This is a genomic window from Gelidibacter mesophilus DSM 14095, from assembly GCF_000423005.1.
Lineage (GTDB): Bacteria > Bacteroidota > Bacteroidia > Flavobacteriales > Flavobacteriaceae > Gelidibacter > Gelidibacter mesophilus.
The window spans coordinates 1-25,351 of record NZ_AUHD01000011.1; the positions used below are offsets into that span (position 1 = coordinate 1).

Below are 25,351 nucleotides of genomic sequence, written 5' to 3' on the forward strand. Positions count from 1 at the left end.
GAGGAATACAATATTGTAGCAATCAATACACACAAATACTCAAAAGAAAAAAGATAGATATTAGTATGACAGAAGAAAATCATTGTTACGAAAATGCAATGGCAGAACGTGTAAACGGTATCTTAAAAGATGAATTTTATCTAGACCAAACCTTTGATAACGTAGCGCACGCAAAGCGAGCTGCAAAAAATGCAATTAATTTATACAACGAAATAAGATTACACTTATCTTTAGACTATAAAACACCTAATATGGTATATAAATTATCAGCGTAAATTCAATTTTAACCTGTAGCCATATTTTAGGACGAGACATTCGCATAATATTAGTGCAATTAATAATAGGATGAATAGTAAAGAAAAATCATTTAATTGGAGAAAAAAGCAGGGAGAAGCTATTTTAAGAAATCAATCCAAACGTGCACCAATTATATGCTCAAATGGAATTAAGGTTAAAAGCTCTCAAGAAAAACGTATCGCTGATTATTTAATATTAAATAATATAGATTTTGAATACGAAAGAAAACTATCAATCGGTTATAAGACATATTATCCAGATTTTTATTTGATTAATCAAGATACATATATTGAGTTTTTTGGTTGGACACACATTCCTTCATATCAGAAGAAAACTGAAGAAAAAATTCAGATGTATGAAAACTATAATATCAGTTGTATCTATTTGTATTTAAAAGGAAGTAGGTACTTAGAAGATAAACTCGCGGAAGAAATACAGAATTTATAAAATTAAAAAACTGCTTACAACACAGTGTCCTATGAAAAGCTTTTATCCAGTTCTTCAAATATAATATTTAGTTTTTAATTGTCTCATATAGATGATAGTGTTGTAGGCTTGCATAATTGGGTCTGCGCGTAAGGCCTGCCATGATGCTACTGTCTAACAAAACTTAAAAAAGAATGGTTAATTCAAATATTAATCGTAATATTGCAATTAAACAATGAATATTTATAAAATATGTACACAGAACAACAAAAAGAAATCGCTTTATTCGCAAAAGTTTTCGGCCATCCTGCCCGAGTTGCTATTTTACAACAATTGTTTAAAATTGATGCTTGCTATTGCGGGGATCTATCCGAAGAAATTGGTCTGGCCCAGCCTACCATATCACAACATTTAAAAGAATTAAAAACCTTAGGACTTATTAAAGGAACAGTTGAAGGTGTCAAAGTCTGCTATTGTATAGACCGTGAAAACTGGACTAAAATGAAAACGGTAATGCATCAATTTTTAGATCAGGACATTCCTAAAGCAGATTGTTGCTAAATTTTTTTCATTCAATCCATCGTTAAATCGCAATAAACAAATGTAAGAAAATGAAGTTATCAGAAATTAAACACCAATTGAATACACTGGACAATATCGCGTTTCAATTACCCAATGACGAATTGGTTCCTAACCACTTTCACGTCACAGAAGTTGGAAAGATCACCAAACATTTTATCGATTGTGGCGGAACCGTGAGAAACGAGGAGATCGTTAATTTTCAACTTTGGAACGCCCAAGACTATGACCACAGATTGCATCCGGAAAAATTATTAAGCATCATTGAACTATCCCAACGCATTTTAGGGATTGACGATTTAGATATCGAGGTGGAATATCAAGGTAATACGATTGGGAAATTCGGACTTGACTTTGATGGTAAAAACTTTTTGTTGACCAATAAACAAACCGATTGTTTGGCAAAAGATCAATGTGGAATTCCTGAAGAAAAACCCAAAGTAAACCTATCTGATCTAAAAAACGAATCCTGCAGGGCTAGCAGTGGCTGTTGTTAAAATAAACATTGAATATTAAGAAAATGGCAATAACAAAACCAACTTTGTTTTCAGAAATTGAACACGTAATTCAGGGGTTAAGCTCTCAAACAATTTCAGTTGAACGTAAAGCAATTTTACAGCCGCTGGCGGAATTTATTCAGGCTAAAGTTTCAAGCCATCAAGAAATTAGAATCAACTTTATCTGTACCCACAATTCGAGAAGAAGTCATTTATCACAGGTATGGGCACAAACTCAATCTTACCATTTCAATATCAAAAATGTATGCTGTTATTCAGGTGGTACAGAAAGTACCGCACTTTTTCCAATGGTTGCCGAAACTTTGCAAAATTCTGGTTTTCAGATTAAAACGATTTCAAAAAACGAGAACCCAATTTATAACATTAAATATGCGTACAACGAACATCCAATAATCGGATTTTCAAAAAGATTGGATGACGATTTTAACCCCAAATCTGAATTTGCTGCAATTATGACTTGTGATTCAGCAAATGAAGCCTGTCCATTTGTTCCAGGTGCTGAAAAACGCATTCCGATAACTTTTGAAGACCCAAAAGTTTTTGACAATACACCACAACAAGCAGAAAAATATAATGAAAGAAGTGTGCAAATTGCAACCGAACTATTTTACGTTTTCTCTCAGATAAACCTTTATACATGGCAACAAAAAAATTAAGTTTTCTCAATAATTATTTAACGCTATGGATATTCATTGCTATGCTCTTGGGCGTGGGAATCGGCTATTTCTTCCCATTCTTTCCAAGCATTATTGATTCTATGAGTCGTGGCACCACTAACATTCCCATAGCCATAGGGTTAATCTTAATGATGTATCCGCCTTTGGCTAAAGTGAATTATGCGCTTTTGCCCAAAGTTTTTAGAAATACCAAAATTCTTTCCATTTCACTTTTTCTAAATTGGATAATTGCTCCCGTTTTAATGTTTGTTTTGGCAATTACTTTTTTACGTGATTATCCAGAATATATGGTAGGTGTTATTTTAATCGGATTGGCTCGCTGTATCGCCATGGTTTTGGTTTGGAACGACCTTGCTGAAGGAGATAGCGAGTATGGAGCAGGTTTGGTCGCTTTAAATAGTATTTTCCAAGTTTTTGCCTATAGTTTCTATGCTTGGATTTTTATAACGGTTCTTCCACCGTATTTTGGATTTGAAGGGGCTATTGTCGATATCTCAATTGGTACGGTGGCAGAAAGTGTAGCTATCTATTTGGGACTCCCCTTTTTAATGGGAATTTTAAGTAGAGTGATTTTGGTAAGGTTAAAAGGAGAAAAGTGGTACTCAGAAAAGTTTATTCCTGCCATTTCACCAATAACGCTAATTGCGTTATTATTTACCATTGTCATTATGTTCTCGCTCAAAGGAGAGTTAATTGTTGAAATTCCAATGGACGTTTTAATTATTGCAGTGCCTTTAATTATATATTTTAGTTTCATGTTCATCATCAGTTTTTTCTTTACTAAAGCAATGGGAGCTTCATATAAGGAAAATGCAGCCGTCTCATTTACAGCAGCAGGAAATAACTTTGAATTGGCGATTGCAGTTGCAATAGCCGTATTTGGACTAAATTCTGGACAAGCTTTTGCAGGAGTGGTGGGCCCTTTGGTTGAAGTTCCCGTTCTTATCTTTTTAGTTCGAGTTTCATTTTGGTTAAAGAAAAAATATTATCCCAATCAAAGTATATGAGGTTATCATACACAGAAAGAAAGACAGTGGGTAACATGGTGGGTAGGTTTAGCTTCTGAGACTTGAGGGAAAATACGTTGGTGCCGAAAATCAGGGGAACGGAATTTGGAGAGTATTTTATAGGGACGTATTTTTAGGTTACTTTAGCGAAAATAAAATAATGGATCAACAAGTATCAATTGGACGAAGTCAAAACCTTGTATAAAGCTTGTAATTTTCACTTTGTAAACTATGTGCCTTAACAAACAGGTAAGCCAACATTTTCAAAAAGCGAAGCAAACGTCTTGATTAAAAGCAGACTCACTACAACTCAACTGACCTATGAAAAGAAAAGAAATTTATTGGCTCATTGGAACAATAGCCTTCGTGCTGATTATGAATTTTGTTCTTTTCGGAACTGACGGATTTCAATCGGACACTACGCTTGATTTAAATATTCACGATACCTATTTTGTGATTGCCAATGTTCATTTTGTGTTTTTGTTTGCCGTTTTAATCTTTTTTGGCGTTTACCTATTCCGCACATTCAAACGGAGTTTTGAAAATTTAACGGCAAATCTAATCTTAATGATTTCTACCCTTCTGCTAATTTTAGTTTTAATAGGAATTCACTCACTAGTGGACGCTTTAATCCTACAAACTTCAACCTGGACAATTGATCCACCTCTGAGTGCTGGAGCCCCTCATCCTGAAATTGAACCGAAGGAAAGTGATTTTGAAATATTGGCAAATGCGCTGTTTTTAATTCAAATAGTATTACTGATTTTCCTAACTTTTTGTGGCTTTAAAACTGGACGTACTTATAAACAAAACGGATAGAAAACACTATGCACAACTCATATACATAAACGTGACCCATAACTCAAAAATGAAACATTTATATTTAAAAAAATTATTTTTACTAATTTCACTAGTCACTATAGTAAGTTGTCAGAAAAAAGATGATATCACAGAAGATTCAATAGTCTGGGAATACAATAAAGAAGGAGTATTTACTGATTCTCGTGATAATCAAGCTTATAAAGTAGTAAAGATTGGGAATCAAATTTTATTTGCTGAAAATTTAAAATATCAGATTCCAGGAAAAGAAATAACTGATAAAACAGAATGGAAAAGCAACTTTGATTATGATGGTTGGTCATTTTATTGGAATGATTTGAATACCGGAAATTCTTACGGTATATTATATCAGTGGGAAGCAGCAAAATCAGCTTGTCCAAATGGTTGGCATCTGATCACTAATAATGAATGGGATGAGTTAATAAACTATTTGGGAGATGAAAATAACACTATTACTGGAAATGAATATATAGCCTTAGGAAAGTTGAAAGAAACAGGTAAAGAACATTGGTATGGTACCAATGAAAAGGTAACTAATGAAAGTGGTTTTACAGCTTTAGGGGGAGGTTATCGTGATTCAGATGGTGATTTTAGAAGTGTCCTAATTGCTGGGCATTTTTGGACTTCGACGCCCTACACAACATCTAATGAGAATACAGAAGCATATTTAAGATCAATGGGATATACCGATGGCAATATTTTAAGTAATTATAGTGGTAAAATCAATGGATTATCTGTTCGTTGTATAAAAGATTAAATAGTGAACATACGTATATTTAATGTCAAAATTTATCGATACTTTTTCAAAAAAACCTCTTTGAGGAATTAAAATCTTATCTTTTGTGAATAATATCTTAAAAACCTAAAAAAATGATTGACAGCATACTTCATCCGAAACACATCAATTACGCTTCAAACTTGAACGATGCAAATTTAAAGCAAAAGATTGAAACCGTTTTTAATCAAGGTGCTTTAAACTTTGTTGGGAAGTTCACAAGTCAAAATGAGTTTTCAGCCTATGATAAATGGTCGGTGGTAACGTGGTATGTGCCTAATTTTAAAAGGAAGGCGGCGTACTTAACAGGTACAATTTTAAAATCAGAACACGGGTCCTTGCTAAAATTAAACATCAAACCAAACACCCTGCTGTCCGTAGTATCCTTGCTTTCTTTAGTAGTTGGCATCTTTATCATCATAGCTGCAGGATCAAATACGCGCTTCCTAATTATTGGATCCTTTATTGCTTTGGTTGGGATTCTCTATTATGCGATTGGCATCTTTTCCATAAAAAGACTGCGCAGCAGTTTTGAAACGGCTTTGGATTTACAAAAAGTTTAAAGATGCATCAAATCTTTAATGAGAAGTGTTATAACACACGCTACTGACCAACTTAAAAAACAAAACCCTCATAACGAGGGTTTTAAATTTAAAAAGCTAACGTTTATATTCTAATGCCTTAGAATGGTAATGGACGTTCTCCCAATTGCACGGTTACCCATTTTAATTGGGTCATGTCTTCAATGGAGTATTGTCCATTCTCCTTACCGTGGCCACTGCCTTTAAACCCACCAAAAGGGGCGTTAGGATCGTCATCAAAGGAGTTGTCATTAATATGAACGGACCCTGCTTCAATTCTGAGAGAGAAATCAAAGGCTTTCTGTAAATCGTTGGTAATGATGCCAGAGGACAGTCCATAAAAGGTGTCATTGGCCTTGGCTAGAGCATCTTCATAATCCTTAGCGCGATAAACAGACACAAGAGGGGCGAAGGTTTCATCGTCTGATACGAGCATGTTTGAAGTGACTTCAGAAAGCACGGATGGATTCCACATTTGATCGTTCAAATGGCCGCCAGTGTGTAATATGGCGCCTTTCTCTACGGCATCGTCAATATGCTTTTGAATGGTTTTCAGAGCATCTTTAGAAATAAGCGGTCCTACGGCGGTATCTTCAGCGTTGGGATCTCCAACCTTGATGGTCTTGACATGTTTTACAAAGGCTTCAATGAAGTCGTCATAAATAGGATCTTCAACAATAATTCTTGAATTGGCCATACAGACCTGGCTTTGGTTGAAAAATATTCCAAAGGCAGCTGAACGCACAGCATAGTCTAGATTGGCGTCCTTTAGGATGACCAATGGGCTTTTCCCACCAAGCTCCGGAACAAATCGTTTTTGGAATTTCCCGGCAAGCGCCTGAAGCTTGTTACCAACTTTAGCCGATCCGGTAAATGTGATCAACTTAGTGCGCGGATCTGAAAATAACGTATCCCCCAGATCTTCATCGGCCGTTGGAATCACACTTAAGACACCCTTAGGCAATCCGGCTTCATGGAAGATTTCAGCAAATAGGAGGGCAATTATTGGCGTGTAAGGCGAAGGCTTAAGAATAAAGCTGTTCCCCGCAGCAATAGCGGGCGCTAGTTTTTTACTATTTAAGAGAAGTGGAGCGTTAAAAGGCCCTATTCCCACAACCACACCCAAAGGCATGCGATAGGTAAATGAAATCCGATTTGGGTCTTCAGCAGGCATAGTTTCTCCACGGATCTGTCGTGTTTGGCCAGCGGCAATCCTAAAGGTGCTGACAATATAGTCCACTTCATACATGGCTTTCCCAAACACATTTCCACCTTCGTCAATCAATGCTTTGGCCAATTCAGATCGGCGACTTTCAGCAATGTCAGCTGCTTTGAGGAGGATGGCTTCCCGTTCCTTGGCCGTCGTTTTGGCCCAACTTTTTTGAGCTTTCTCTGCACTCTCCAACGCCGTCTGAATATTTTGTTTACTTGCTAAACGAACCTTAGCTAACACCTCATTTGTGTACGGATTAATGGAATCGATAGTTTTTTGATCGTCTGTCTCTAAATACTCACCATTGATATAAGGGGCATAGACTTTCTTATAGTTGAATTTTAATTTCATGTGATTTCTGTTTATTTAATTTGATGTTCTAATAACTCTCAACTTAATAGTTTTTATAGTCATACTAGAATTCTAGGTTCTAATATTCTGTTAATTAACAAATCGAGCGCTCAAAACCAAAAACCTTGTTAAAGCTGACTTATAAAAGTGCTGGCTAAGATCTAACGATTACAAACCTTTTGGAATGTCATGATCACGATTACAGTTTAAACTAAAATCTTGACCAAATGGATTGCCATCTACTTCTCGCGATTAGAATGCTCAGACACAAATATGCAAGTAGGTTAAGATGGGTTTCAAGAACTTTAGAGAGTTTATTTTTAATTGTTGGGTAAGCGTATATTAGGGTTGTTTATGGTTTTTATGCATCAATAGACTTTGCAAATCTTAAAATTATTCAACCTTTTAAAATGCGAAGCTTACAAGAAGTGTCGTACTTTTATTCTATTTTTAAGGGGATCAATCAATTTAAATCACTTTTATGAGAGCGATTTTAAACTCATTGCCATCGGTATTTTAGGAGGAGTCGTATTAATTCTTGTATTAAAACTGGTTTTACTAACCACCGGAAATACGGCCTATTACTTACTGTTTAATTTTGACTATATTCCAGTAATTCAAGATTTAAAGCCCGTGTGGCTGTTTGGCTATCTCTTTCATTTTGTAACCTGCATTGCCAGCGTGATTGGGCTTTTTTATATGGCAAACACGTATCAAAAAAACATCTTGCTTTACGTGCTTGTTTATGCCATTGGTGGGGGCGGGCTGTTTTTTCTGACAGCGCTCTCTGAACAACCTCCGGCAGCTAACGATTGGCAGGCCTGGATTTTCTGGACCATTGCCCACGCTATATTTGGGTATGTTGTAGGAGCCTTAGTCAAGAAATGGTTTTGAAGACTTCCTTTCCTGATTGATTTGTCATAATGATGTCATAACAAGTGGATCTTCTTGAGGTTGATGATCATCTTTGAAAGCTATTGAAAATTACATTTTTAAGGAGACGTGTTTATAAAAAAGCGCTTCAAATTTTAAGAAATATTGATCGTTGTTATTGTAGCGCCAGAAAGAATGCCATCCTCCCGATCTTTCTGGAGTGCCAGCGGGATTTAAAGGAAATTAAATAAATGAAAGCCATTACAGAAAACCTATATCAACACGTCGCGTTCTTGACCTCCATATATCCTTATCGGAATTATAAAAACAGCGAGAGCCTTCAAAAAGCAGCAGCCTATATTGAAGCAGAAATTAAGGAAATTGGTTTACTGACATCGCGACAGCAGTGGCAAGCCAAAGGGAATGACTACGAAAATATTATCGCTGCCTATCAACCCAAAAAAACCAAACGCTTTATCATCGGCGCACATTATGACGTGTATAAGGAAATCGCTGGAGCGGACGATAATGCCAGTAGCGTGGCCGGCTTATTGGAAATCATGCGAATGCTAACTGAAAACAACTTACAGTTGGATTACGGAATTGATTTTGTGTTTTTCTGTTTGGAGGAACCTCCGTTTTTTAAGACAGACAAAATGGGAAGCTATATTCACGCCAATTCCCTTGCCCATGACCTCAATAAGTATATAGGGATGATTGCCCTTGAAATGATTGGTTACTATCGCGAAGAAAAGAAGGCTGACAACGAGGTTTCCATCTACAAAAATCAATTAATCGTTTCGGGAATTAAAAGCTTTGATGCCTTCAATAGGACCATCTCCCTCCTTTTGAAAGCGAATGGCAGCATGGACTCTCGCTGGATCTCCTTTGCCGATAAGTATCCAAATAACGGACCTTCAGACCATCGTAATTATTGGCAATTCGCTATTCCTGCAGTTATGGTTATTGGCACTGGAGGCCATGGAAATCCAAATTATCATACCGCTACAGATACCATTGAAACCCTGGATTTTGAAATCATGACCAATGCGGTCAGTAGTATTGCCTATGCGTTATTTAACTTTACGGAATAAAATAAGAACAACAGAATAGGTTTTGGCTTTTCTTGTGCTTAAGACTAAGTTTATGGTTTGGTTTCAGATATTGACTACTGGCGCAAATGCGCCACTAATGCCAGGACAAAATGTTCTATTTGTTTTAAATTGTAGCAACCGCTCTTCCTCCAATGGTAATGTCTGTTTTATCTGAATAAAGCTATTAAACCCTTGTGTGCTGAAATTAGCTATCATAGTGATGCTGTCGCTTTGGTTTATAAAAATTCACTAATGAGAGAACTATTTTTATTTAAAAACCTCTTTAGGAATCGACATTGGTTAATAAGTACAAATTTTAATAAGAAAATAGGATGACGGATAAATTAAAAAACATCCAACGTTATATCATCAACAATCCATTGTAATAAAAACTGACAAATTTCATGATTAATCAAGAAAAAAAATGATTGAATGTTTCATCTTAACGAAAATAGGGAAAACTCTCAACGTCCCGCTAGTGCTTTCCACTGATTTCCTACATCTTTAATATTCCAGCAGACATTCTAATATCAATACTATCCCTATCTTGGTGTAATGCTCTTTTTTGATGCTATTTTGAAATATATTACCTTAGTGACACTCCATTCGCATTCCTACTTTTATAAAAAAGCGCAAAACGGCTTGTATCCACTGCTCATAATTGGATAGTTGCTTGTTTTGGGCTGGTATAAATGCCTTATACCTGATAAATACAAAACATTATGAGAACACTATTTTGTAAAATTAAATCGTTGTTATTTTCATTTTTTCTAATAGTTGCGGTTATAGGATGTAATACAAACACTAAGGATAAGGTACCTCCAAAAAAACAGACCTATTAGTTTCTCAAAACGTAATTTCCGCTGAAATTGATTCTATTAATTCGGATATAAATAACGGAGATTATGGATTCATTGACCGTTTTATGGTCATTCAAAATGACACGTTATTGGCAGATTTTAAATATGACCAAGACTATGAAACCGTAGTTAAACAATATGACACCACCAATCATCAATACAATTTCAATAGTACGGACTGGCATCCTTTCTACAAGGAAAGTGAATTGCATACACTTCAGTCTGTCACTAAAAGTATGACCTCAATCCTGTTTGGTATGGCGTTGGATTTGAATAAGGACTATAATGTGAATACCAAGGTAATGCCATTGTTAAGAGATTATCATATTGAATTTCAGGATAAACGAAGAGATAGTATCACCATTGGCGACTTGTTAACCATGCGAAGTGGTATAAAATGGAACGAGGAGACGGACCATAATGATACTACAAATGACTGTTTTAGGCTAGAATCAAGCGACAACTGGATAGCATATGTTTTGAGCAAGCCTATGGATACTTTACCAGGAACAAGTTTCGTTTATAATGGTGGTGGGACCGTATTATTAGGTAAAATCTTGAGAATTATTACAGGTAAACGCATTGACAAATGGGCTGAAGAAAAATTGTTTGAGCCCCTTGGAATCACAGATTACTATTGGAAAGAAACACCTGATGGAGAAATTGACACCGAAGGCGGATTATATCTTAAAGCAGAAGACTTGGCCAAAATTGGTGCTTTATTTCTAAATAACGGAAAGTGGAATGACCATCAAATTGTATCTGAAAGTTGGGTCAAGGAATCGACAAGTCCCATAATTGAGGATGTCAATCCCGACGGCAACGTCAGAAGAGGCTATGGTTATCAATGGTGGATCCCTCAACAATCTCATGGTAGAAGTGAGATATTTGCAGGAAATGCCTATGGCGGACAATATTTAATGATGGCACCAAAATATAATTTAATCATCGTATTTAATGGCTGGAATATTAATGAAAAGCCAAAAAAGTCAACTTGGAGGGTTTTGCAAGACAGAATAATTCCAGCGCTTAAGTATAAATAGATGAAAACGAAGAACGATTATAAAATATAGCTAATAGGGTGCATAATCAAAAAATTTGGGCACCTGTAATTTGTGGATTTAAAACTGGGTTACCATAGATGGACGTAAAATCGAGAACCTCGGGACTCGTGCGACAGGCACGGGCGGGTAAGCCTAAGAGCTAATTAGAAATTGACTTTTCGATCGAGGCAAACCTCGGGATATTAAAACCCACTGATGGGAATAAATCTTTAAAACAGAAAAAAGTTTGAAATTCATAGGTCAAAATAAGGAGTATATAGAGCTAGTTGAGATTAACAAATCGAACGCAAACCTACTTAACGATACCAAAGAAAGTGAGTTATCACTGATTTGGTTTAAAGCAGATCACAATAAAGTGACTATTGATGCGGTTGATTATGTTTTTAAGACGAATGATATCATCAGTTTGACTGAATTTCATACCATCAATGCAGAAAGTCTACAAGAGGCTACTTTCATTAAATGGAATAGGTCCTTTTACTGTGTGGTAGATCACGATAGTGAAGTAGGATGCAAAGGCATATTATATTATGGCGCTTCTACGGTTCCAATTATAAGTCTTGATGAAAAGCACGTTGATATTTTAACCACCTTATTTAAGATGCTATATATTGAAATGGAATCGAGAGATAACTTGCAATTGGAAATGCTTCAGATGATGCTCAAACGCCTTCTCATTTTATGTACACGTATTTATAAAGACCAAAACTTGGTGTCTAATCTGAGAACACAATGTATTGACACCATTAGGAAATATAATTACCTGGTAGAACAACATTTTAAGACAAAGCATACGGTAAAGGCCTATGCTGATCTGTTATTTAAATCTCCAAAAACACTGTCCAATCTATTTAAAAAATACGGTGATACAACACCGCAACAATTTATTCAAAATAGGCTGATGCTTGAAGCAAGACGGATGTTAACATATACCGAAAAGCCTATTTCTGAAATAGGTTTTGAACTGGGATTTTCAGACTTACAAAGCTTTAGTCCTTTTTTCAGCACACAAGAAGGCCATTCTCCACAAAAATTCCGAAACAGGGAAGTATTGCCAACAAAGTAGGTAGTATTGATTAGCTCCCAAACGCCCTTCCAAATTACTTTTGTACTGTAACAAATTAATAACTATTAAAACAGTATAAAATGAAAGATGTCACTAAGATTACCGTCCCAAGTAGAACAGATGTTAACGAAAAGAGTCAACAGATCTTTGATCAAATGGAGTTTCAATTAGGAATGGTTCCTAATTTATATGCCACCATTGGCTATTCCAGCAATGCCTTGGAAAACTTCTTATCCTTTTCAGGAACTGCAGGAAAAGGCAGTTTCACAAATAAAGAAATAGAAGCGATTAAGCTTGCTGTTTCTCAAGCTAATGGTGTGTTTATTGTCAATCGGCCCATTCGGCTATTGCTAAATCCCACGGATTTTCAGATGAAGAAACCGTCCAGTTAAGAAACGCCACCATTGCAGACCCTAAGTTAAAAGTGCTTACCACCATGGCAAAACAAGTGGCTGAGAAAGCAGGATATATTGATGCTGATGTGAGAGAAGCTTTTTTCGATCAAGGCTATGATGCAAAGGCACTGATGAACTTCCTTGCTGTGGTAACCGCCATTACTTTTACAAATTATGCCTATGCGCTTACTAAAGTTGATGTTGATTTCCCTTTGGTAGCCAACTAAAACCATAGGCCCTATAATAAATTGCATAAACACAAAACTTGAATTAACCTCCAGGATAAGTAGAATAACGGCTCGTGGTAGAAAAGAGCCGTTATTATTTTAAATGAGAAATAAATGTTAAACGCTTTTTTAGTTTTGCACTTTAATTAGAACCAATGGCAAGAAAAAAGGAATATAATGAAGAGGCGGTCGTCGAAAAAGCACCGGAGCTATTTTGGCGCAATGGTTATGAAAACACCTCCATGCAAATGCTCGAAAAGGAAATGGGCATCAATAAGTTTTCCATTTATTCGAGTTTTGGAAGTAAGAATGGCTTATTTCTGGAAAGTCTTAAATGCTATAAGCAAAGGCTATCAACTTTGATGAGCAAGTTGGAGAACTCCTCCAACGGACTACTAAGCATCAAACTCTACTTTTATGATTTTCTCGAGTTTTCGAAGGACAATGAACTTAGCAAAGGATGTTTGGTTACGAATGCAGCTAACGAATTGGGTGAAACTCCAGATATTGAAATTCAGGAAGCTTTAGTCCAGTTTGCCAATGGCGTTAAACTATTGTTTACCACTATCTTAAAACAAGATTCCGAGAAAAATGAATTCGTAGTCGAAGCACAAGCCAATTATTTACTTATTGCTATGTATGGACTATCATCAGCAAGTAGAGTATTCACTGCAATCCAATTAGAAAACTATATAGAACATACATTTAAGAATCTCTAATATTTTTTTATCCCAAAACTAAACGGGTGTTTAGTTATTTATTAACAAGTAAAAATTCACAATTATGTCAAGTTTAAAAATTCACAACATAGACACTGCTCCAACTGAAAGCAAAACATTATTAGAACACTCTCAAAAAGCAAACGGTATGATCCCAGGATTGCATGGCGTATTGGCTGGATCTCCAAGTATTCTTGAGGCCTACCAAACCTTACATAAATTGTTCACTGATTCTTCTTTCAACAATGAAGAATTGACGGTGGTATGGCAAACCATAAACGTAGAACATGCCTGTCACTATTGCGTACCGGCACATACAGGAATCGCGAAAATGATGAAGGTTGATGATGCTATTACGGATGCCTTACGGAATGGAACACCACTTAAAGATGCGAAATTAGAAGCACTACGAACCTTAACATTAACCATTGTTCGCAATAGGGGACATGTGACCCCAAAAGATTTAGAGGCGTTTTATGCTGTTGGTTATGGCGAAAGACAGGTCTTGGAAATCATATTAGGCTTGTCTTAAAAAATAATCAGTAACTATACCAACCATATTGCAAATACACCTGTAGATGCACCATTCCAAAAATATGCCTGGTCTAAGGACGATGTGGTTTCCAAATAATACTAACACTTGCTTTAAGTCTTCCGCTACGTTGTGGAAGGCTCAGCAATCAAATAATTAAAAAATGAAAGAGAAATTAAAAATAGATATCGTTTCTGATGTGGTTTGCCCTTGGTGCACCATTGGTTACAAACGTTTAGAAAAAGCCATTAACGAACTTGGCATTCAGAATCAAGTTGAGATAGAGTGGCAACCTTTTGAGTTAAATCCGAATATGCCTGCCGAGGGCCAAAATTTAAGGGAACATATTGCAGAAAAATATGGGTCTACTTTAGAGCAACAAAAGGCCTCACAACAAAACATGGCCAAAGCGGGAGCAGCGCTCGGTTTTACATTCGACTATTTTGATGACATGCGCATGGCGAATACTTTTGATGCCCATGTATTATTAGACTATGCCAAAGCTTTTGGTAAGCAAACCGAATTAAAAATGGCCCTCACAAAAGCCTTTTTTAGTGATCGGAAGGATGTGTCAAAAAGAGAGGTTCTTAAGGAAGTATTATTGGAGGTTGGTTTAAATGTTGAAGAAGCTTTCTCAAAAATAGACGATGTCAAGGTGCGGGACGAAGTCAAAAGCCAGGAAGCGTATTGGCAAAGTGTAGGAGTCAACTCTGTACCAACTATTGTGTTTAACAGAAAAAGTGCGATTACCGGTGCTCAACCTGTCGATGTGTTTAAGCAAGTGTTAACTGAGATTCTTGATTCTTCATCACAGGACAGTTAGTCTTTCGATTTTTAAATTGAATGTCAAGACAACAAAATGAAGAACAACAGAAGAAAATTTATTAAAAACTTGGGCATTTTGGGAACAACGGGACTTATGATGCCCAATATTATTCTCGGAAATACTCCAGAAAATCAAAACTATATGTTAGAAAAATCACGACCAAAAGTTTTATTCTTTGATGTGAATGAAACACTTTTAGACCTCACTGAAATGAAAACCGTAGTAGGTGAAGCATTAAACGGAAGGGAAGACTTGTTGTCCTTATGGTTTACGACGATGCTACAATACTCTTTAGTGACCACGGCGAGCGGAGAGTATGAACATTTTGGCAACATAGGCGCCGCGGCATTACAAATGGTTGCAGCAAATAACGGAATCACCCTTTCAGAAAAAGAAGCGCGCCAAACCATATTAAAGTCGCTCAGAGCCTTACCGGCACATCCGGAAGTTAAAGCCGCATTGACGTCGTTAAAAGAAGCAGGTTATAAATTGGTCTCTTTTACGAATTCTTCCAATGAAGGCGTTAAAAACCAGTTTGAGCATGCGGGATTGACTGAATACTTTGACGCCATGTTAAGTGTAGAAGATATTGGGAAATTCAAGCCGTTTTCTGATACCTACGCCTGGGCTGCTCGTAAAATGCAACTAAAGCCTGAAGAATGTATGCTTGTAGCCGCTCACGGATGGGACGTTGCAGGTGCATTATGGGCGGGATGGCGTGCTGCATTTATTGGCAGACCAGGACAGCAAGAATTTTCTCTGGCACCGAAATCAGAAATAGTAGAATCAGACTTAAAAAAGGTTGCAGATATCCTGTTAACTTATAAATAAAACCACTATTCATTAAATAAAAAACATCATGAAAATTTCATTATTAGCTACAATATTAAGTTTATCCTTACTGTCATGTGGTGAAAACAAAAAAACAGTTGAGACTAGCAACACAACGACATCACAAGAAGAAACCGTGCCAACGTTTCAAAATAAAGGCCATGAACTGGTCTATACCATGGCACATAAAGTAGGCGATTACAATGAACTTCTTGCCAAAAAAGATGTGGTTTACACCTATACCTATCAAACGCCAGATGATAAAAAGGATGTGGTTACTGAAAAATATCTATTTAGCGGAGAGTTGTCCTATGGCGCTTATAACATTCATGAAAGAACTTTTCCTCAACTTGAAGGCTTGGTTGAACAAGGCTACGACGGCCATGAGTTTTGGCTAAAGCACAATGGAGATGTCTTAAGCGATGACGCTCTTTTAAAAGGCGTGAAGTTCAATAGACCAACGAATTTCTATTGGTTTACCATGATGCCTAAACTGTTGGATGAGGGCTTGAAGTATGAGTATTTAGGTGAACGCTTAGTCAATAACAATGCCTACGATATTGTCAATGTCACTTTTGATGATTCAGAAAAGGAAGCTACTGATACCTATCAGCTATTCATCAATAAAAACACAGCCATGGTGGATCAATTTTTATTTACCGTAGCCGATTTTAATGTTTTGGAGCAACCTTATTTGATGGTTCTTGAATACGAAAATATTGATGGGATGTTGTTGCCATCAAAAAGAAAATATAAGAAATCCACTTGGGATGCTGAAGTGCTTGACGGTCCGTGGATAGAGGTGAATTGGTCAGATATCAAATTTGGTAATGGCTTGACGAAGGAGGATTTCAAAAAATAAAGTCTTTAAAAAAGCATAGAATGGTAGAAAGTAGATCTAAAAAACGCTCTAATCTAGTTTCGGGAATGTATTTCTAATTATCCATCGCGACATGGCGTTACAGATAGTAATTCCTTTTCAATTGCGGTCCTGATGATCCATCGTTTTTACTATAAGCTGAGCTTCCTTCCTTAAAATTTTAAAATGCTCTCATCATATTCATGGCTTTAGAACTGCTTAGGAAAACAATAGTCAGAAAAAAATCACGTATCTTTAGCATTCCTAATTTAAGCTAATATCCCATTAAATCTATGAAGTATTTCTTTTCCTGCCTTCTTGTTGTTCTACTCTTTGGTTGTAGTGAAATCGATTCTAAGGACGAAAAAGCGGTTCGTAAATTTGTAGAGCGATGGAACGAATCCCACACCCAACTGAAAGCGGCATACTTAGCGCGTGACTATATGGATATGGTCAATTATTACGGGAAACAGCGCAGCAGGGTTCAAGTGCAACAGGATAAAACCTTGTTATTTGAACAATTTCCAGATTATACTCAAAGTGTTTTAAAGGATGAACTTGCCATCACCAAAGAGGCTGGTAAATATTTAGTGACGTTTAATAAACACGTCAGTTATGATGGTATTGAAGCTAATTACGAATCGTTTCTTACAGTGACCATGAAAAATGGCGCTTTTAGAATTCTACGGGAAGGCGTTGCTGAAAACATTAAGGATCTTGATGCGCCTATTTTTCCTAAGGCTCGCGAAAACATCCGTATTCTTGCCAATACCAGACAATTGTTTGGCGATTTTGATGGTGATGGACTCTCAGATTATGCTACGGTAATTTCTCCTGAAATAAGTTCCAACGTTAACGGTGTCGTAGAATGTAATGGTGGATGCGACAGCGTTATTGTCTTTAATAGTAAGGCTATAGAAGACATCATGATTGAAGGAGCCTCCCAATCACAGCTAGAAAACCTTAAAGACCTCAATAGTGATGGCGCAGATGAAATTGGTTTTTGGGATATAAAACCCACATCCAAGAGCCTCTATGTTTTTGATGCCGCTAATTCTATTTTACTTACTGATCCTATTGTAATTAATACCACAGTTCATAAAAACCTCAAACTGATTGACGTTTTTAAAAAATCAGGTGCCAATAAAATTACGGTTACTCGTAGTGCTCAAGTTGACGGAAAATGGGTTTTACAGACTGAAGTGATTACATTGAATTAATTCAAATTCTTACGCAAAAGGTTTTTCAATCACGGATTGGACGAATTATCCAGAATTTATTTTAATCTAAAAAACGGATATCCGAGATGACCTCTAATCCACAGACCTGCCCATCATGCTGTTGGTGAATTAGGCTTTGGGTGCATAGTCAAAACCAAAATTTCGATTATGGACGTCTGCCTGATAAGCAAACGACCATCCCAATAAGAACATTCTTAGCTTTTAGCTTCCTGCTTGAATCCAATAAACACTGTGGTAGATACCAGTAGCAAGCCTAAATACCATGAATTGGCAATCAAATCAAAATAGGAAATCTGGCCCTGCGCAAAACTTAAGATCATCAAAACTTGCGCTCCATAAGGCAATAGTCCTTGGGTGATACAGGCGAAAATATCCAATATCGAAGCCGTTTGTTTATTGTCCAGGCCGTATTGGTCGTTGATATTTTTTGCAATAGATCCTGATATAATGATGGCTACCGTATTATTTGCAATGGCAACATTAATACTTGAGACCAAGGCGCCAATCCCGAATTGGGCGGTTTTCTTACTTCTGATCAAAGCTTTTATCTTTACCAAAATATAGTCAATCCCACCATTAAAAGCCACCAACGCGGCCAAACCTCCCGTCAATAGAGAGAGCAAAAATATCTCGGTCATGTCTGTGAAACCTACATAGACGAGTTGCGTGAACTCAATGAGTGAGAAATCGGCATAAAATAAGCCTAGTACGCCTGCTGTGACAATTCCTAAAACTAGGGTAACAAAAACATCTATTCCAATTACAGACAATATAATGACCATAAGATAAGGGGCTATTTTTATTACGGAATAACTATAATCTACCGTTTCTTCAATATGGGCGTCTAGGCCTATGCCCTCAAAAATAAGAATGGCACTGGTCACAAGTGCTGCTGGTAAGGCAATCTTGATGTTGGCTTTAAATTTGTCGCTCATTTTAACACCCAAAGATTGTGTGGCTGCAATGGTTGTATCTGAGATGATGGACAGGTTATCTCCAAACATGGCGCCACTTAATAGAGCGCCACAAAGAATAGCTAATGAAAAACTACCAGTATCCGCAAATCCAACCACAATAGGAGCTAAAGCAACGATCGATCCCACAGACGTTCCGGTTGAGACCGAAAGAAAAGCAGCAATAACAAAAACGCCTACATAAATGTATTGGTTATTGATGAGGTCCATTCCTAAATGCACGATGGTATCGACACTTCCAGTAGCATTGGTAACGGCCGCAAAGGCACCAGCCAGTAAGTAAATCAAACACATGGTAAGGATCTTTGGATCACCACAACCTTCTAACAGCGTTTTTATCTTAATATTTATGGGCTGTTTAAACAGCAAAAAGGCAACAAAAATGCCTGCAAGAACAGCGAGGGGAGCGGGAAGGGCATAAAAATCATCCTGAATAATGCCCACACTTAAAAAGATGCTGATAAATACCAAAAAGGGCAGTAAGGCTTTAAAGCTTGGCTTTGTAGTGGTCATAAGTCTAGTGTTGCAGAATAGCAATAAGCTTGTGACAGCAAAATAATTAGGAATGGTAACGTTTTTTCCAAAGTATTTGGCTTATCGCTTTAGCACCTTGCTCGTTAATGCAGGTTGCTACCTCTTAATTGAGATTCTTGATAATTAAGTGCAAAAATAGGCGATTAGGAGCGTTAAACCTAAAGTTTTTAGTGACAAATTTCATGGAATATGACGAATGCAATTGTTATTTATTTGAAACCCATTCATTCAAGAATGGGATTGGTTTAGAGGCGTTAGATTTCAACGCGCTCAATGATCAAGAACAGAAATTCTATAAATGATGAACCAAACTAAATTCTCCTCTTTTTTATGAGGAATGGCTTCTATTTCAGAAAAGAAGGAAAAGTTCCGCCCCTCCGTCGGGCAGGTGTGGTGGTTTTAAATGCGATGAAAATAGTGTTCAATCTCACATACAGTCTATCTCTTCAAAACTAATCTGATTCCCAGATACGTTTTTGAGCCGTTCCAAATGCGCCCAATTGATATATGCCAAGGGCGGTGGCCTTAAACTTCATAGCTTTAAAATTACCTTGTGCCAAACCATCCAATAAAGAGACCTTGGCAACCCCTAAGCTGATGTGTGGATTATAATTCTCATAACTATGGGCACTCACGAACTTGGGGACATAGGCCATGGTAAAATCGTCTATGGGAGTGCCATCGGCATTTGGTACATAGGAACCTTGGGAACCCTCAGTAAGGATATAAGGTTTTAAAAAGGTGATGGTCTTTTCATGGAGGGTCATGAGTGGTTGACTTCTTTCAATGCCAATGGAAGCGAAACTCTCGGTCTTTTCATTTTTATACTGAAGTTCGTCAGCCCACAGACTGTCATTTGCTATGGATTTATAGAGTCCGTTTAAGGCTTGCTCAATTTTAGGAAGTTCGCTTTCCTTAACATAACACTGCAATAAAGTGATGTGGGGAATATGCTGGTAGTTTAAAGTAATGTTGTCAGGATTATGGGCCAATATCGCACGATTTAATTCAATAGAATGGTCATAAACATCTTTTGGTAGGGTGAGCAATACCCCAATCGCTATGGTTTTTTCTTGCTTTTGAGCACATGAACTTATTAAAGTAATGACTAAAAAAGCTATCATTATGGAATATTTATTCATTTTTAAGGATATCATTGAGGTTCGAGATTAATAGGTTGGAAATTTAGCAATGAGTTAGTTTGTGTTCTTAATTCCAAAAATGGAAATTTAATGTTTTTCAGGTTAGCATGCGCTGGACGCAACAGCGCTATGATGTTTTTGTAATGAATGACCTTTCAAAAATACGATTTTGACGTTTTTTGAAACATTGCTACGCAACTAAATTTTCCTCCTTTTTTAGGAGGAGTGGTTTCTGCTCATTTAAAAATTATCCCTCCACAACCAAACGCTGTTGTTTTGCTGTTTTATTAACTTTGAAATGCAGCAACACTAACATCGCTGCAAAAGCCACAACGGTAATCAGTGACAACATTCCAATTTCCGATGCTATGGAGGCCAAATCGCCACCATAAAAAGCAATTCTTCTAAAACCACTCAAAAACTGAGTTACAGGAATGAATTGCGCCACACTTGTAATCCAATTAGGTATTGCTTCCGTTGGCCATGTAAATCCGCTTAATATAAAAGCAGGGGTGGAGATGACCATTAATAACTCCGTCGCTTTTAATTGACTAGGTATGGCAATGGAAAACAGCATGCCTATCATCATGGACGCTAAAGTCAATAAAACGGTCAATACCAGCATAGGCAAATTGAAAATATCTGCAGTGATCTTGAAATACGGAAAGTACATGGCCACCACGAACCAAATAAATGGCAACATGATCAAGAATGGCGTGGCTTTCAATAAAATCAAATATAATGCTGATTTCTTTTTTTCTACAAGACTGGCAAAATAACCATCTTCAAAATCCCTCGAAAATGCTAGGGCCATCGCTAAAAAGATGATTTGTTGCATAATGGCAGCCAAAATGCCTGGCAGCATAAAGTTGACGTAGTTTCCTGCGGAATTATAAAGTTTATTAAAGTTGATCTTAAAGGTTTCATAAGAAGCTTTAGCCTGATCGGGATGCATGCCCTGCTTTTTGAGCCCTTCAATTTCCATACCCGCATTTAAGGTCATCAATACCATATTGATATTATTACTTGCCGTGTTGGCGTTGAGGATGTTGGCCATATTGAGATCAACTCTAATTTCAGGGTGTCTTTTTTGCAGGACGTCACTTTCAAATCCAACAGGTAGAGTGATGACGGCAGCATATTGTTCAATGGGCATTTCATCAATGAGATTGCCCGGCGTTAGTCGCACATCTTTCACCAATAAGCCGTCATTGTCCACAAAAGCGTCAATAATCTTGTCTGTCGTTGGACTTTGGTCCTGATCCACAATAACAATTGGTAAATCGACAACTTTTGCCTGTTGATACACATAACCAAACAAAATACCGTAACCAATAGGCGCCCCAAAAAAGATGGCCATTAGGACGCCATTTGAAAAAATCCGCTTGAATTCTACTTTAAGTAAGTTCTTAAAAGTTTTCATGGGTTATTGTTTTATAAGAATGGTGGCGTTGGTATAAAACTTTTGATCGCCTGTGTCTGAAGTAGGCACCACTTTCAGTTCATAAATTGACTCTGAAAGCTCATAAAGAGGTGATGTGCTCGTAATATCTGCATATTGGGCCAACTGTTTGATGGCCACAATTTTGGCGCTTGTTTCTTGTTTGGTATAAGGATTGACCAAAGTCAACGCTTTCCCTACTTCAAAATCATAAATCCTTGATTCAGGGATGGTGAATCGAAAATACATGCCGTCTGTTTTATAACCGTTAAACAAAGCATAACCAGGAGTCAGCAGTTCGCCTTCCTCCAAACTAATGGTTTCAATTGACATGTCCGCAGGTGCAATTACGTATTGCTCATCAGAAGCTGATAACACTTCATTCTTAGCACCCAGTGCTCTATTTAATTGACCTTGGGCTTGTTCCAATTGTTCTGATCTGGCGCCTTTTCTTATTTCGTCACGCTTGGCTTCCAAACCTTCTACTTGAGCCTTTGCCATGCGCAGTTTCATCTTGACTTCATCAAATTGCTGTTGGCTCACCAAAGAGTCTTGATACATGTTTTGCAATCGGTTATAGGATTCTTGGGCAAATTCCATTTGTGCCTTTCCTGAATTTAACTGACCTTCAATTTGATTGAGCTGTTCCGTGGTAGCACCGTTAAATGCCAGATCCAACTGTCCTTGTGCAGCCTTAATGGCCCCTTCTGCTTGCATCAATTTAGCGCTGACTTCAGGAATGTTCACCAAGGCAAGAGTATCGCCTTTTTTGACCTGCTGTCCTTCCTCCACGTATATTTTATCAATTCGGCCTGCAATTTTGCTGCTAATTGAAATGGTTTCAAATTTTACTTTTCCTCTGTTGGGAGTAATCGCATCATTCTTACAGGAATTTAGAGTGAACAGGGCGATTACGCTCAAAACTATGTTTGTAATTGTTTTCATATTCTGATTATATATAGTAGGGTTAGTATGTTAGTACGCCTTTGGCATGAAGCATATTTGCCACGGCACGACGTTCTTTAAAGTAAGATTCCTGTAATTTGAAATTAGCCTTTTCAACATCATTCAGGGCATCCAGCACATCATTGATAGACGCAAGATTGTTACGGTACTGCTTATCGACCATTTCATAGGTGTCATCTGCCAATTCAATTTCTTTATGAACTATTTTAGTGTTTTGCAATGCCGACTCATAGGTCAATTGCGCTTTGGTGACACTTAATGCAATCATTTCTTCGGCATCTTCTATTTGGTCTCTATATTTCTGACTTTCTAAAACTGCTTTTTTACTTTTTAATCGGGATTGATTGCCATCAAACACATTCCATTTAACGCCGGCCCCAATAAACCATCGCGGATCTAATATCGATAAGTCATCCTCTAGAATTTCGTAATGCCCCTTGATGGCCACTTTCGGAATAAAATTGCTTTGGGCCATTTTGGCTTGATAAAGGGTAGCTTTTTCTGCTTCTTCCAAAGCTTTTACTTCGTTGCGTTTCTCTGTAGGAGCGGTATCAGTCATGGTAAATGACCCTAATTGTGGATCGAGCAATTCTAAATTTGCTTTTGATTCGCCTGTAAGCTGATGGAGCACTTCAATCAACAGGATATTATTATGTTCAAACTCCAATTGTTTGGCGGCTAATTGTTGTTGGGCAAGTTCCAGTTTTTTTCTACTGAGGGGCGTTGTCAACCCGTTCTCAATAGCTTTGGTAACATAAAATACTTGTTCATTTAAATATTTTTCTGAGGTAATGAGTACTTTTTTGGAAGCTTTTACAAGTGCTAATTTATCATAGGCTTCTATGATGTTCAATGCAATTTTATCTTTTTCTGCCAAGCCTACGTAATTCAATGAAGTTTCCTTATGCTGACTCGCCTTTAGGGCATTACTAGCTTCGAATCCACTAAATAACACCCAGTCGAGATCAACTGACGATTTTAGAATATTTTTGTTCTGAAGGTTTGGAATGTCCTGAAGTGGAATATTGTCAGGAAAGGGCGTGTTGAACGGTAAACCCACAGCTTCCTTGATCACCAGTTTTTGAGTGGCCATTAGCAAATCCTGAGTATCATCATCCAACGAAAGATCGTCATTCAATCTTACAAAACTCCCATTGACGGTAATTTTTGGTAAGAATACAGATTTGGCCAGCTGTTGGTCTACTTGAGCCTGTTCTGCATCGATCCGATAAGAGTTTAACTGATAGCTTTTGTTCAGGCCTTTTTGAATCAACTCTTGCAACACCGGATCCAATTGCTGCGCTTTAATACCCGATGAAACGGACAGAGCCATGACCATCAGAAATAGCTTTAAGACGACTTTATTTACGTTCATTATAAGTGGTTTTTTATAAATATAAGACAAAGTTGAGGATGTTTTGTTGGATTTCCTTTGACATAGGTCAAATAGTGTTAAGATAGGAGTGATGGATGAGGTTGGTTGAGGCATGAGGAATTTATTTGGTAAAATACGAAATTTGACCAAAGGTTGTGCAACGGGGAAGGGGGATGAGGTATTTAAATTAGGGATTAGTGGGATAGAATTGTTGCAATTAGTTCAGCGGTGAAAATCCGTCTCTATAAATCTAAAATCACCCTTTTCTGATTCTGCTCAAAGTTTCTTGACTCATTCCTAGATAAGAAGCAATATGGCCTAGAGGCACATGATAGGCAATATCTGGAAATTCCGTGAGCATATAGTCATAACGCTCTTTGGCCGTTTGAAATTGGATGGCATTGAGCTTATTGACCACACGAGTCAACATTTCAATTGTTACGAGTCGGCCCATTTTTTCCATTTTAGGATATTTGGCAAACAACTGATCGATGTCTTCTTTCGAAATACTATATAAAGTGGCGTCTTCCAAAACTTCTAAATAATACAAACTTGGACTTTGCTGAAAAAAGCTGTCCACGCTTGACATAAATTTGCCAATACCAAAAAACCATTGGGTAATTTCTTTTCCGTTTTCATTGAGGTAATAACTACGACCCATGCCCTTTTCTATAAAATATAAGGTTTTACAAATCTCACCTTGCCGTACGAGTGTATGATTTTTCGGAACCGATTCCTTCTTGAAATGTACGAGGATATCTTTTAACTCAGCCGCTGTAAACGGAACTATGGAGCTTAAAAAGTCGGAAATATTCATGTGCCTTTTAAATCTGATAGGATTTTTCACAATATAAGTAAATTACAAAACAGAAGAAGCGTTCTAATTGATGAATTTATAAGACTTATGATCGGCAGCAGAGAGTTTTTGTATTATTGCAAAAACTAAATTTAACATTTTTATAAAAGGGCCTACTCAACTGTATTATAAGCCCTGCTAATTCTCAGAATGCTCCAAAACATATGGAATTCTGCCATCTAATCTTTCTGGTTAAAACAACTTAGAGGCTT

General features: G+C 37.2%; 27 protein-coding genes, 1 pseudogene and 1 riboswitch. Of the genes and pseudogenes, 21 read left to right on the top strand and 7 right to left on the bottom strand.

The window, feature by feature from the left end:
• The 9 genes from G525_RS0112920 to G525_RS0112960 form a co-directional block, all read left to right on the top strand.
• On the top strand, window positions 1-275 hold a 275-nt coding region (locus tag G525_RS0112920), incomplete at its 5' end, for an integrase core domain-containing protein (RefSeq protein ID WP_027126540.1).
• Window positions 276-345: 70 nt separating this feature from the next.
• Window positions 346-744 (top strand): PDDEXK family nuclease, encoded by a 399-nt coding sequence (locus G525_RS0112925; RefSeq protein WP_027126541.1) that lies wholly within the window; start codon window positions 346-348, stop codon window positions 742-744.
• 231 nt (window positions 745-975) lie between these two features.
• Window positions 976-1,284, top strand: a complete 309-nt coding sequence (locus G525_RS0112930; RefSeq protein WP_027126542.1) for an ArsR/SmtB family transcription factor — start codon at window positions 976-978, stop codon at window positions 1,282-1,284.
• Between the two features lie 50 nt (window positions 1,285-1,334).
• The gene (locus G525_RS0112935; RefSeq protein ID WP_027126543.1) at window positions 1,335-1,799 is read left to right on the top strand and encodes a DUF6428 family protein; all 465 of its coding nucleotides are present in this window, start codon (window positions 1,335-1,337) and stop codon (window positions 1,797-1,799) included.
• Between the two features lie 23 nt (window positions 1,800-1,822).
• Complete coding sequence (locus G525_RS0112940; protein ID WP_027126544.1) at window positions 1,823-2,476, top strand: arsenate-mycothiol transferase ArsC; 654 nt, start codon at window positions 1,823-1,825, stop codon at window positions 2,474-2,476.
• On the top strand, window positions 2,458-3,504 hold the full coding sequence (arsB, locus tag G525_RS0112945) for an ACR3 family arsenite efflux transporter (protein ID WP_027126545.1): 1,047 nt from the start codon (window positions 2,458-2,460) through the stop codon (window positions 3,502-3,504). The genes G525_RS0112940 and arsB overlap by 19 nt, the downstream gene beginning before the upstream one ends.
• Before the next feature lie 321 nt (window positions 3,505-3,825).
• The gene (locus G525_RS0112950) at window positions 3,826-4,323 is read left to right on the top strand and encodes a hypothetical protein (protein WP_027126546.1); all 498 of its coding nucleotides are present in this window, start codon (window positions 3,826-3,828) and stop codon (window positions 4,321-4,323) included.
• A gap of 49 nt (window positions 4,324-4,372) precedes the next feature.
• Complete coding sequence (locus tag G525_RS21790) at window positions 4,373-5,101, top strand: FISUMP domain-containing protein (RefSeq protein ID WP_157491940.1); 729 nt, start codon at window positions 4,373-4,375, stop codon at window positions 5,099-5,101.
• Window positions 5,102-5,214: 113 nt separating this feature from the next.
• Window positions 5,215-5,682, top strand: a complete 468-nt coding sequence (locus tag G525_RS0112960; protein ID WP_027126547.1) for a hypothetical protein — start codon at window positions 5,215-5,217, stop codon at window positions 5,680-5,682.
• A gap of 118 nt (window positions 5,683-5,800) precedes the next feature.
• Here the strand turns inward: G525_RS0112960 and G525_RS0112965 are convergent, their stop codons facing one another.
• Complete coding sequence (locus tag G525_RS0112965) at window positions 5,801-7,264, bottom strand: aldehyde dehydrogenase family protein (protein WP_035479672.1); 1,464 nt, start codon at window positions 7,262-7,264, stop codon at window positions 5,801-5,803.
• 378 nt (window positions 7,265-7,642) lie between these two features.
• Here G525_RS0112965 and G525_RS0112970 point away from each other — a divergent pair, with 378 nt between their 5' ends.
• From G525_RS0112970 to G525_RS21805, 12 genes and pseudogenes are all read left to right on the top strand, one after another.
• Window positions 7,643-8,158, top strand: a complete 516-nt coding sequence (locus tag G525_RS0112970; protein WP_211222932.1) for a hypothetical protein — start codon at window positions 7,643-7,645, stop codon at window positions 8,156-8,158.
• A 230-nt stretch (window positions 8,159-8,388) separates the two neighbouring features.
• The gene (locus G525_RS20985) at window positions 8,389-9,231 is read left to right on the top strand and encodes a M28 family peptidase (RefSeq protein WP_051209932.1); all 843 of its coding nucleotides are present in this window, start codon (window positions 8,389-8,391) and stop codon (window positions 9,229-9,231) included.
• A gap of 949 nt (window positions 9,232-10,180) precedes the next feature.
• The gene (locus tag G525_RS20990; protein ID WP_169514445.1) at window positions 10,181-11,134 is read left to right on the top strand and encodes a serine hydrolase domain-containing protein; all 954 of its coding nucleotides are present in this window, start codon (window positions 10,181-10,183) and stop codon (window positions 11,132-11,134) included.
• Window positions 11,135-11,381: 247 nt separating this feature from the next.
• Window positions 11,382-12,221: a helix-turn-helix domain-containing protein gene (locus G525_RS0112990; protein WP_027126550.1), complete on the top strand. Its 840-nt coding sequence runs from the start codon at window positions 11,382-11,384 to the stop codon at window positions 12,219-12,221.
• Between the two features lie 80 nt (window positions 12,222-12,301).
• Complete coding sequence (locus G525_RS21795; protein ID WP_051209934.1) at window positions 12,302-12,613, top strand: carboxymuconolactone decarboxylase family protein; 312 nt, start codon at window positions 12,302-12,304, stop codon at window positions 12,611-12,613.
• A 44-nt stretch (window positions 12,614-12,657) separates the two neighbouring features.
• Entirely contained in the window at window positions 12,658-12,843 is a 186-nt protein-coding gene (locus tag G525_RS21800) for a carboxymuconolactone decarboxylase family protein (protein ID WP_051209935.1), read from the top strand.
• Between the two features lie 155 nt (window positions 12,844-12,998).
• Complete coding sequence (locus G525_RS0113000; protein WP_027126551.1) at window positions 12,999-13,562, top strand: TetR/AcrR family transcriptional regulator; 564 nt, start codon at window positions 12,999-13,001, stop codon at window positions 13,560-13,562.
• A gap of 64 nt (window positions 13,563-13,626) precedes the next feature.
• Window positions 13,627-14,193: pseudogene (locus G525_RS21000) on the top strand (carboxymuconolactone decarboxylase family protein).
• Between the two features lie 64 nt (window positions 14,194-14,257).
• Window positions 14,258-14,917, top strand: coding sequence for a DsbA family oxidoreductase (locus G525_RS0113010; RefSeq protein ID WP_027126552.1), 660 nt, complete (start codon window positions 14,258-14,260; stop codon window positions 14,915-14,917).
• A 36-nt stretch (window positions 14,918-14,953) separates the two neighbouring features.
• Window positions 14,954-15,751, top strand: a complete 798-nt coding sequence (locus G525_RS0113015) for a haloacid dehalogenase type II (protein WP_035479674.1) — start codon at window positions 14,954-14,956, stop codon at window positions 15,749-15,751.
• Between the two features lie 28 nt (window positions 15,752-15,779).
• Window positions 15,780-16,613: a DUF6503 family protein gene (locus G525_RS0113020; RefSeq protein WP_027126554.1), complete on the top strand. Its 834-nt coding sequence runs from the start codon at window positions 15,780-15,782 to the stop codon at window positions 16,611-16,613.
• A 290-nt stretch (window positions 16,614-16,903) separates the two neighbouring features.
• Window positions 16,904-17,830, top strand: a complete 927-nt coding sequence (locus tag G525_RS21805; protein ID WP_051209936.1) for a hypothetical protein — start codon at window positions 16,904-16,906, stop codon at window positions 17,828-17,830.
• A 215-nt stretch (window positions 17,831-18,045) separates the two neighbouring features.
• Here the strand turns inward: G525_RS21805 and G525_RS0113030 are convergent, their stop codons facing one another.
• From G525_RS0113030 to G525_RS0113060, 6 genes are all read right to left on the bottom strand, one after another.
• Entirely contained in the window at window positions 18,046-19,338 is a 1,293-nt protein-coding gene (locus tag G525_RS0113030) for a Na+/H+ antiporter NhaC family protein (RefSeq protein WP_027126555.1), read from the bottom strand.
• Between the two features lie 51 nt (window positions 19,339-19,389).
• Window positions 19,390-19,487: riboswitch (SAM-I-IV-variant riboswitch) on the bottom strand.
• Window positions 19,488-19,811: 324 nt separating this feature from the next.
• The gene (locus tag G525_RS0113040) at window positions 19,812-20,483 is read right to left on the bottom strand and encodes a hypothetical protein (RefSeq protein ID WP_157491941.1); all 672 of its coding nucleotides are present in this window, start codon (window positions 20,481-20,483) and stop codon (window positions 19,812-19,814) included.
• Window positions 20,484-20,748: 265 nt separating this feature from the next.
• Window positions 20,749-21,924, bottom strand: a complete 1,176-nt coding sequence (locus G525_RS0113045; RefSeq protein ID WP_027126557.1) for an ABC transporter permease — start codon at window positions 21,922-21,924, stop codon at window positions 20,749-20,751.
• Window positions 21,925-21,927: 3 nt separating this feature from the next.
• Window positions 21,928-22,887 (bottom strand): HlyD family secretion protein, encoded by a 960-nt coding sequence (locus G525_RS0113050; RefSeq protein WP_027126558.1) that lies wholly within the window; start codon window positions 22,885-22,887, stop codon window positions 21,928-21,930.
• Window positions 22,888-22,909: 22 nt separating this feature from the next.
• Complete coding sequence (locus tag G525_RS0113055) at window positions 22,910-24,283, bottom strand: TolC family protein (protein ID WP_027126559.1); 1,374 nt, start codon at window positions 24,281-24,283, stop codon at window positions 22,910-22,912.
• Between the two features lie 256 nt (window positions 24,284-24,539).
• Window positions 24,540-25,100, bottom strand: a complete 561-nt coding sequence (locus G525_RS0113060) for a Crp/Fnr family transcriptional regulator (RefSeq protein WP_027126560.1) — start codon at window positions 25,098-25,100, stop codon at window positions 24,540-24,542.
• Window positions 25,101-25,351 lie beyond the last annotated feature (251 nt).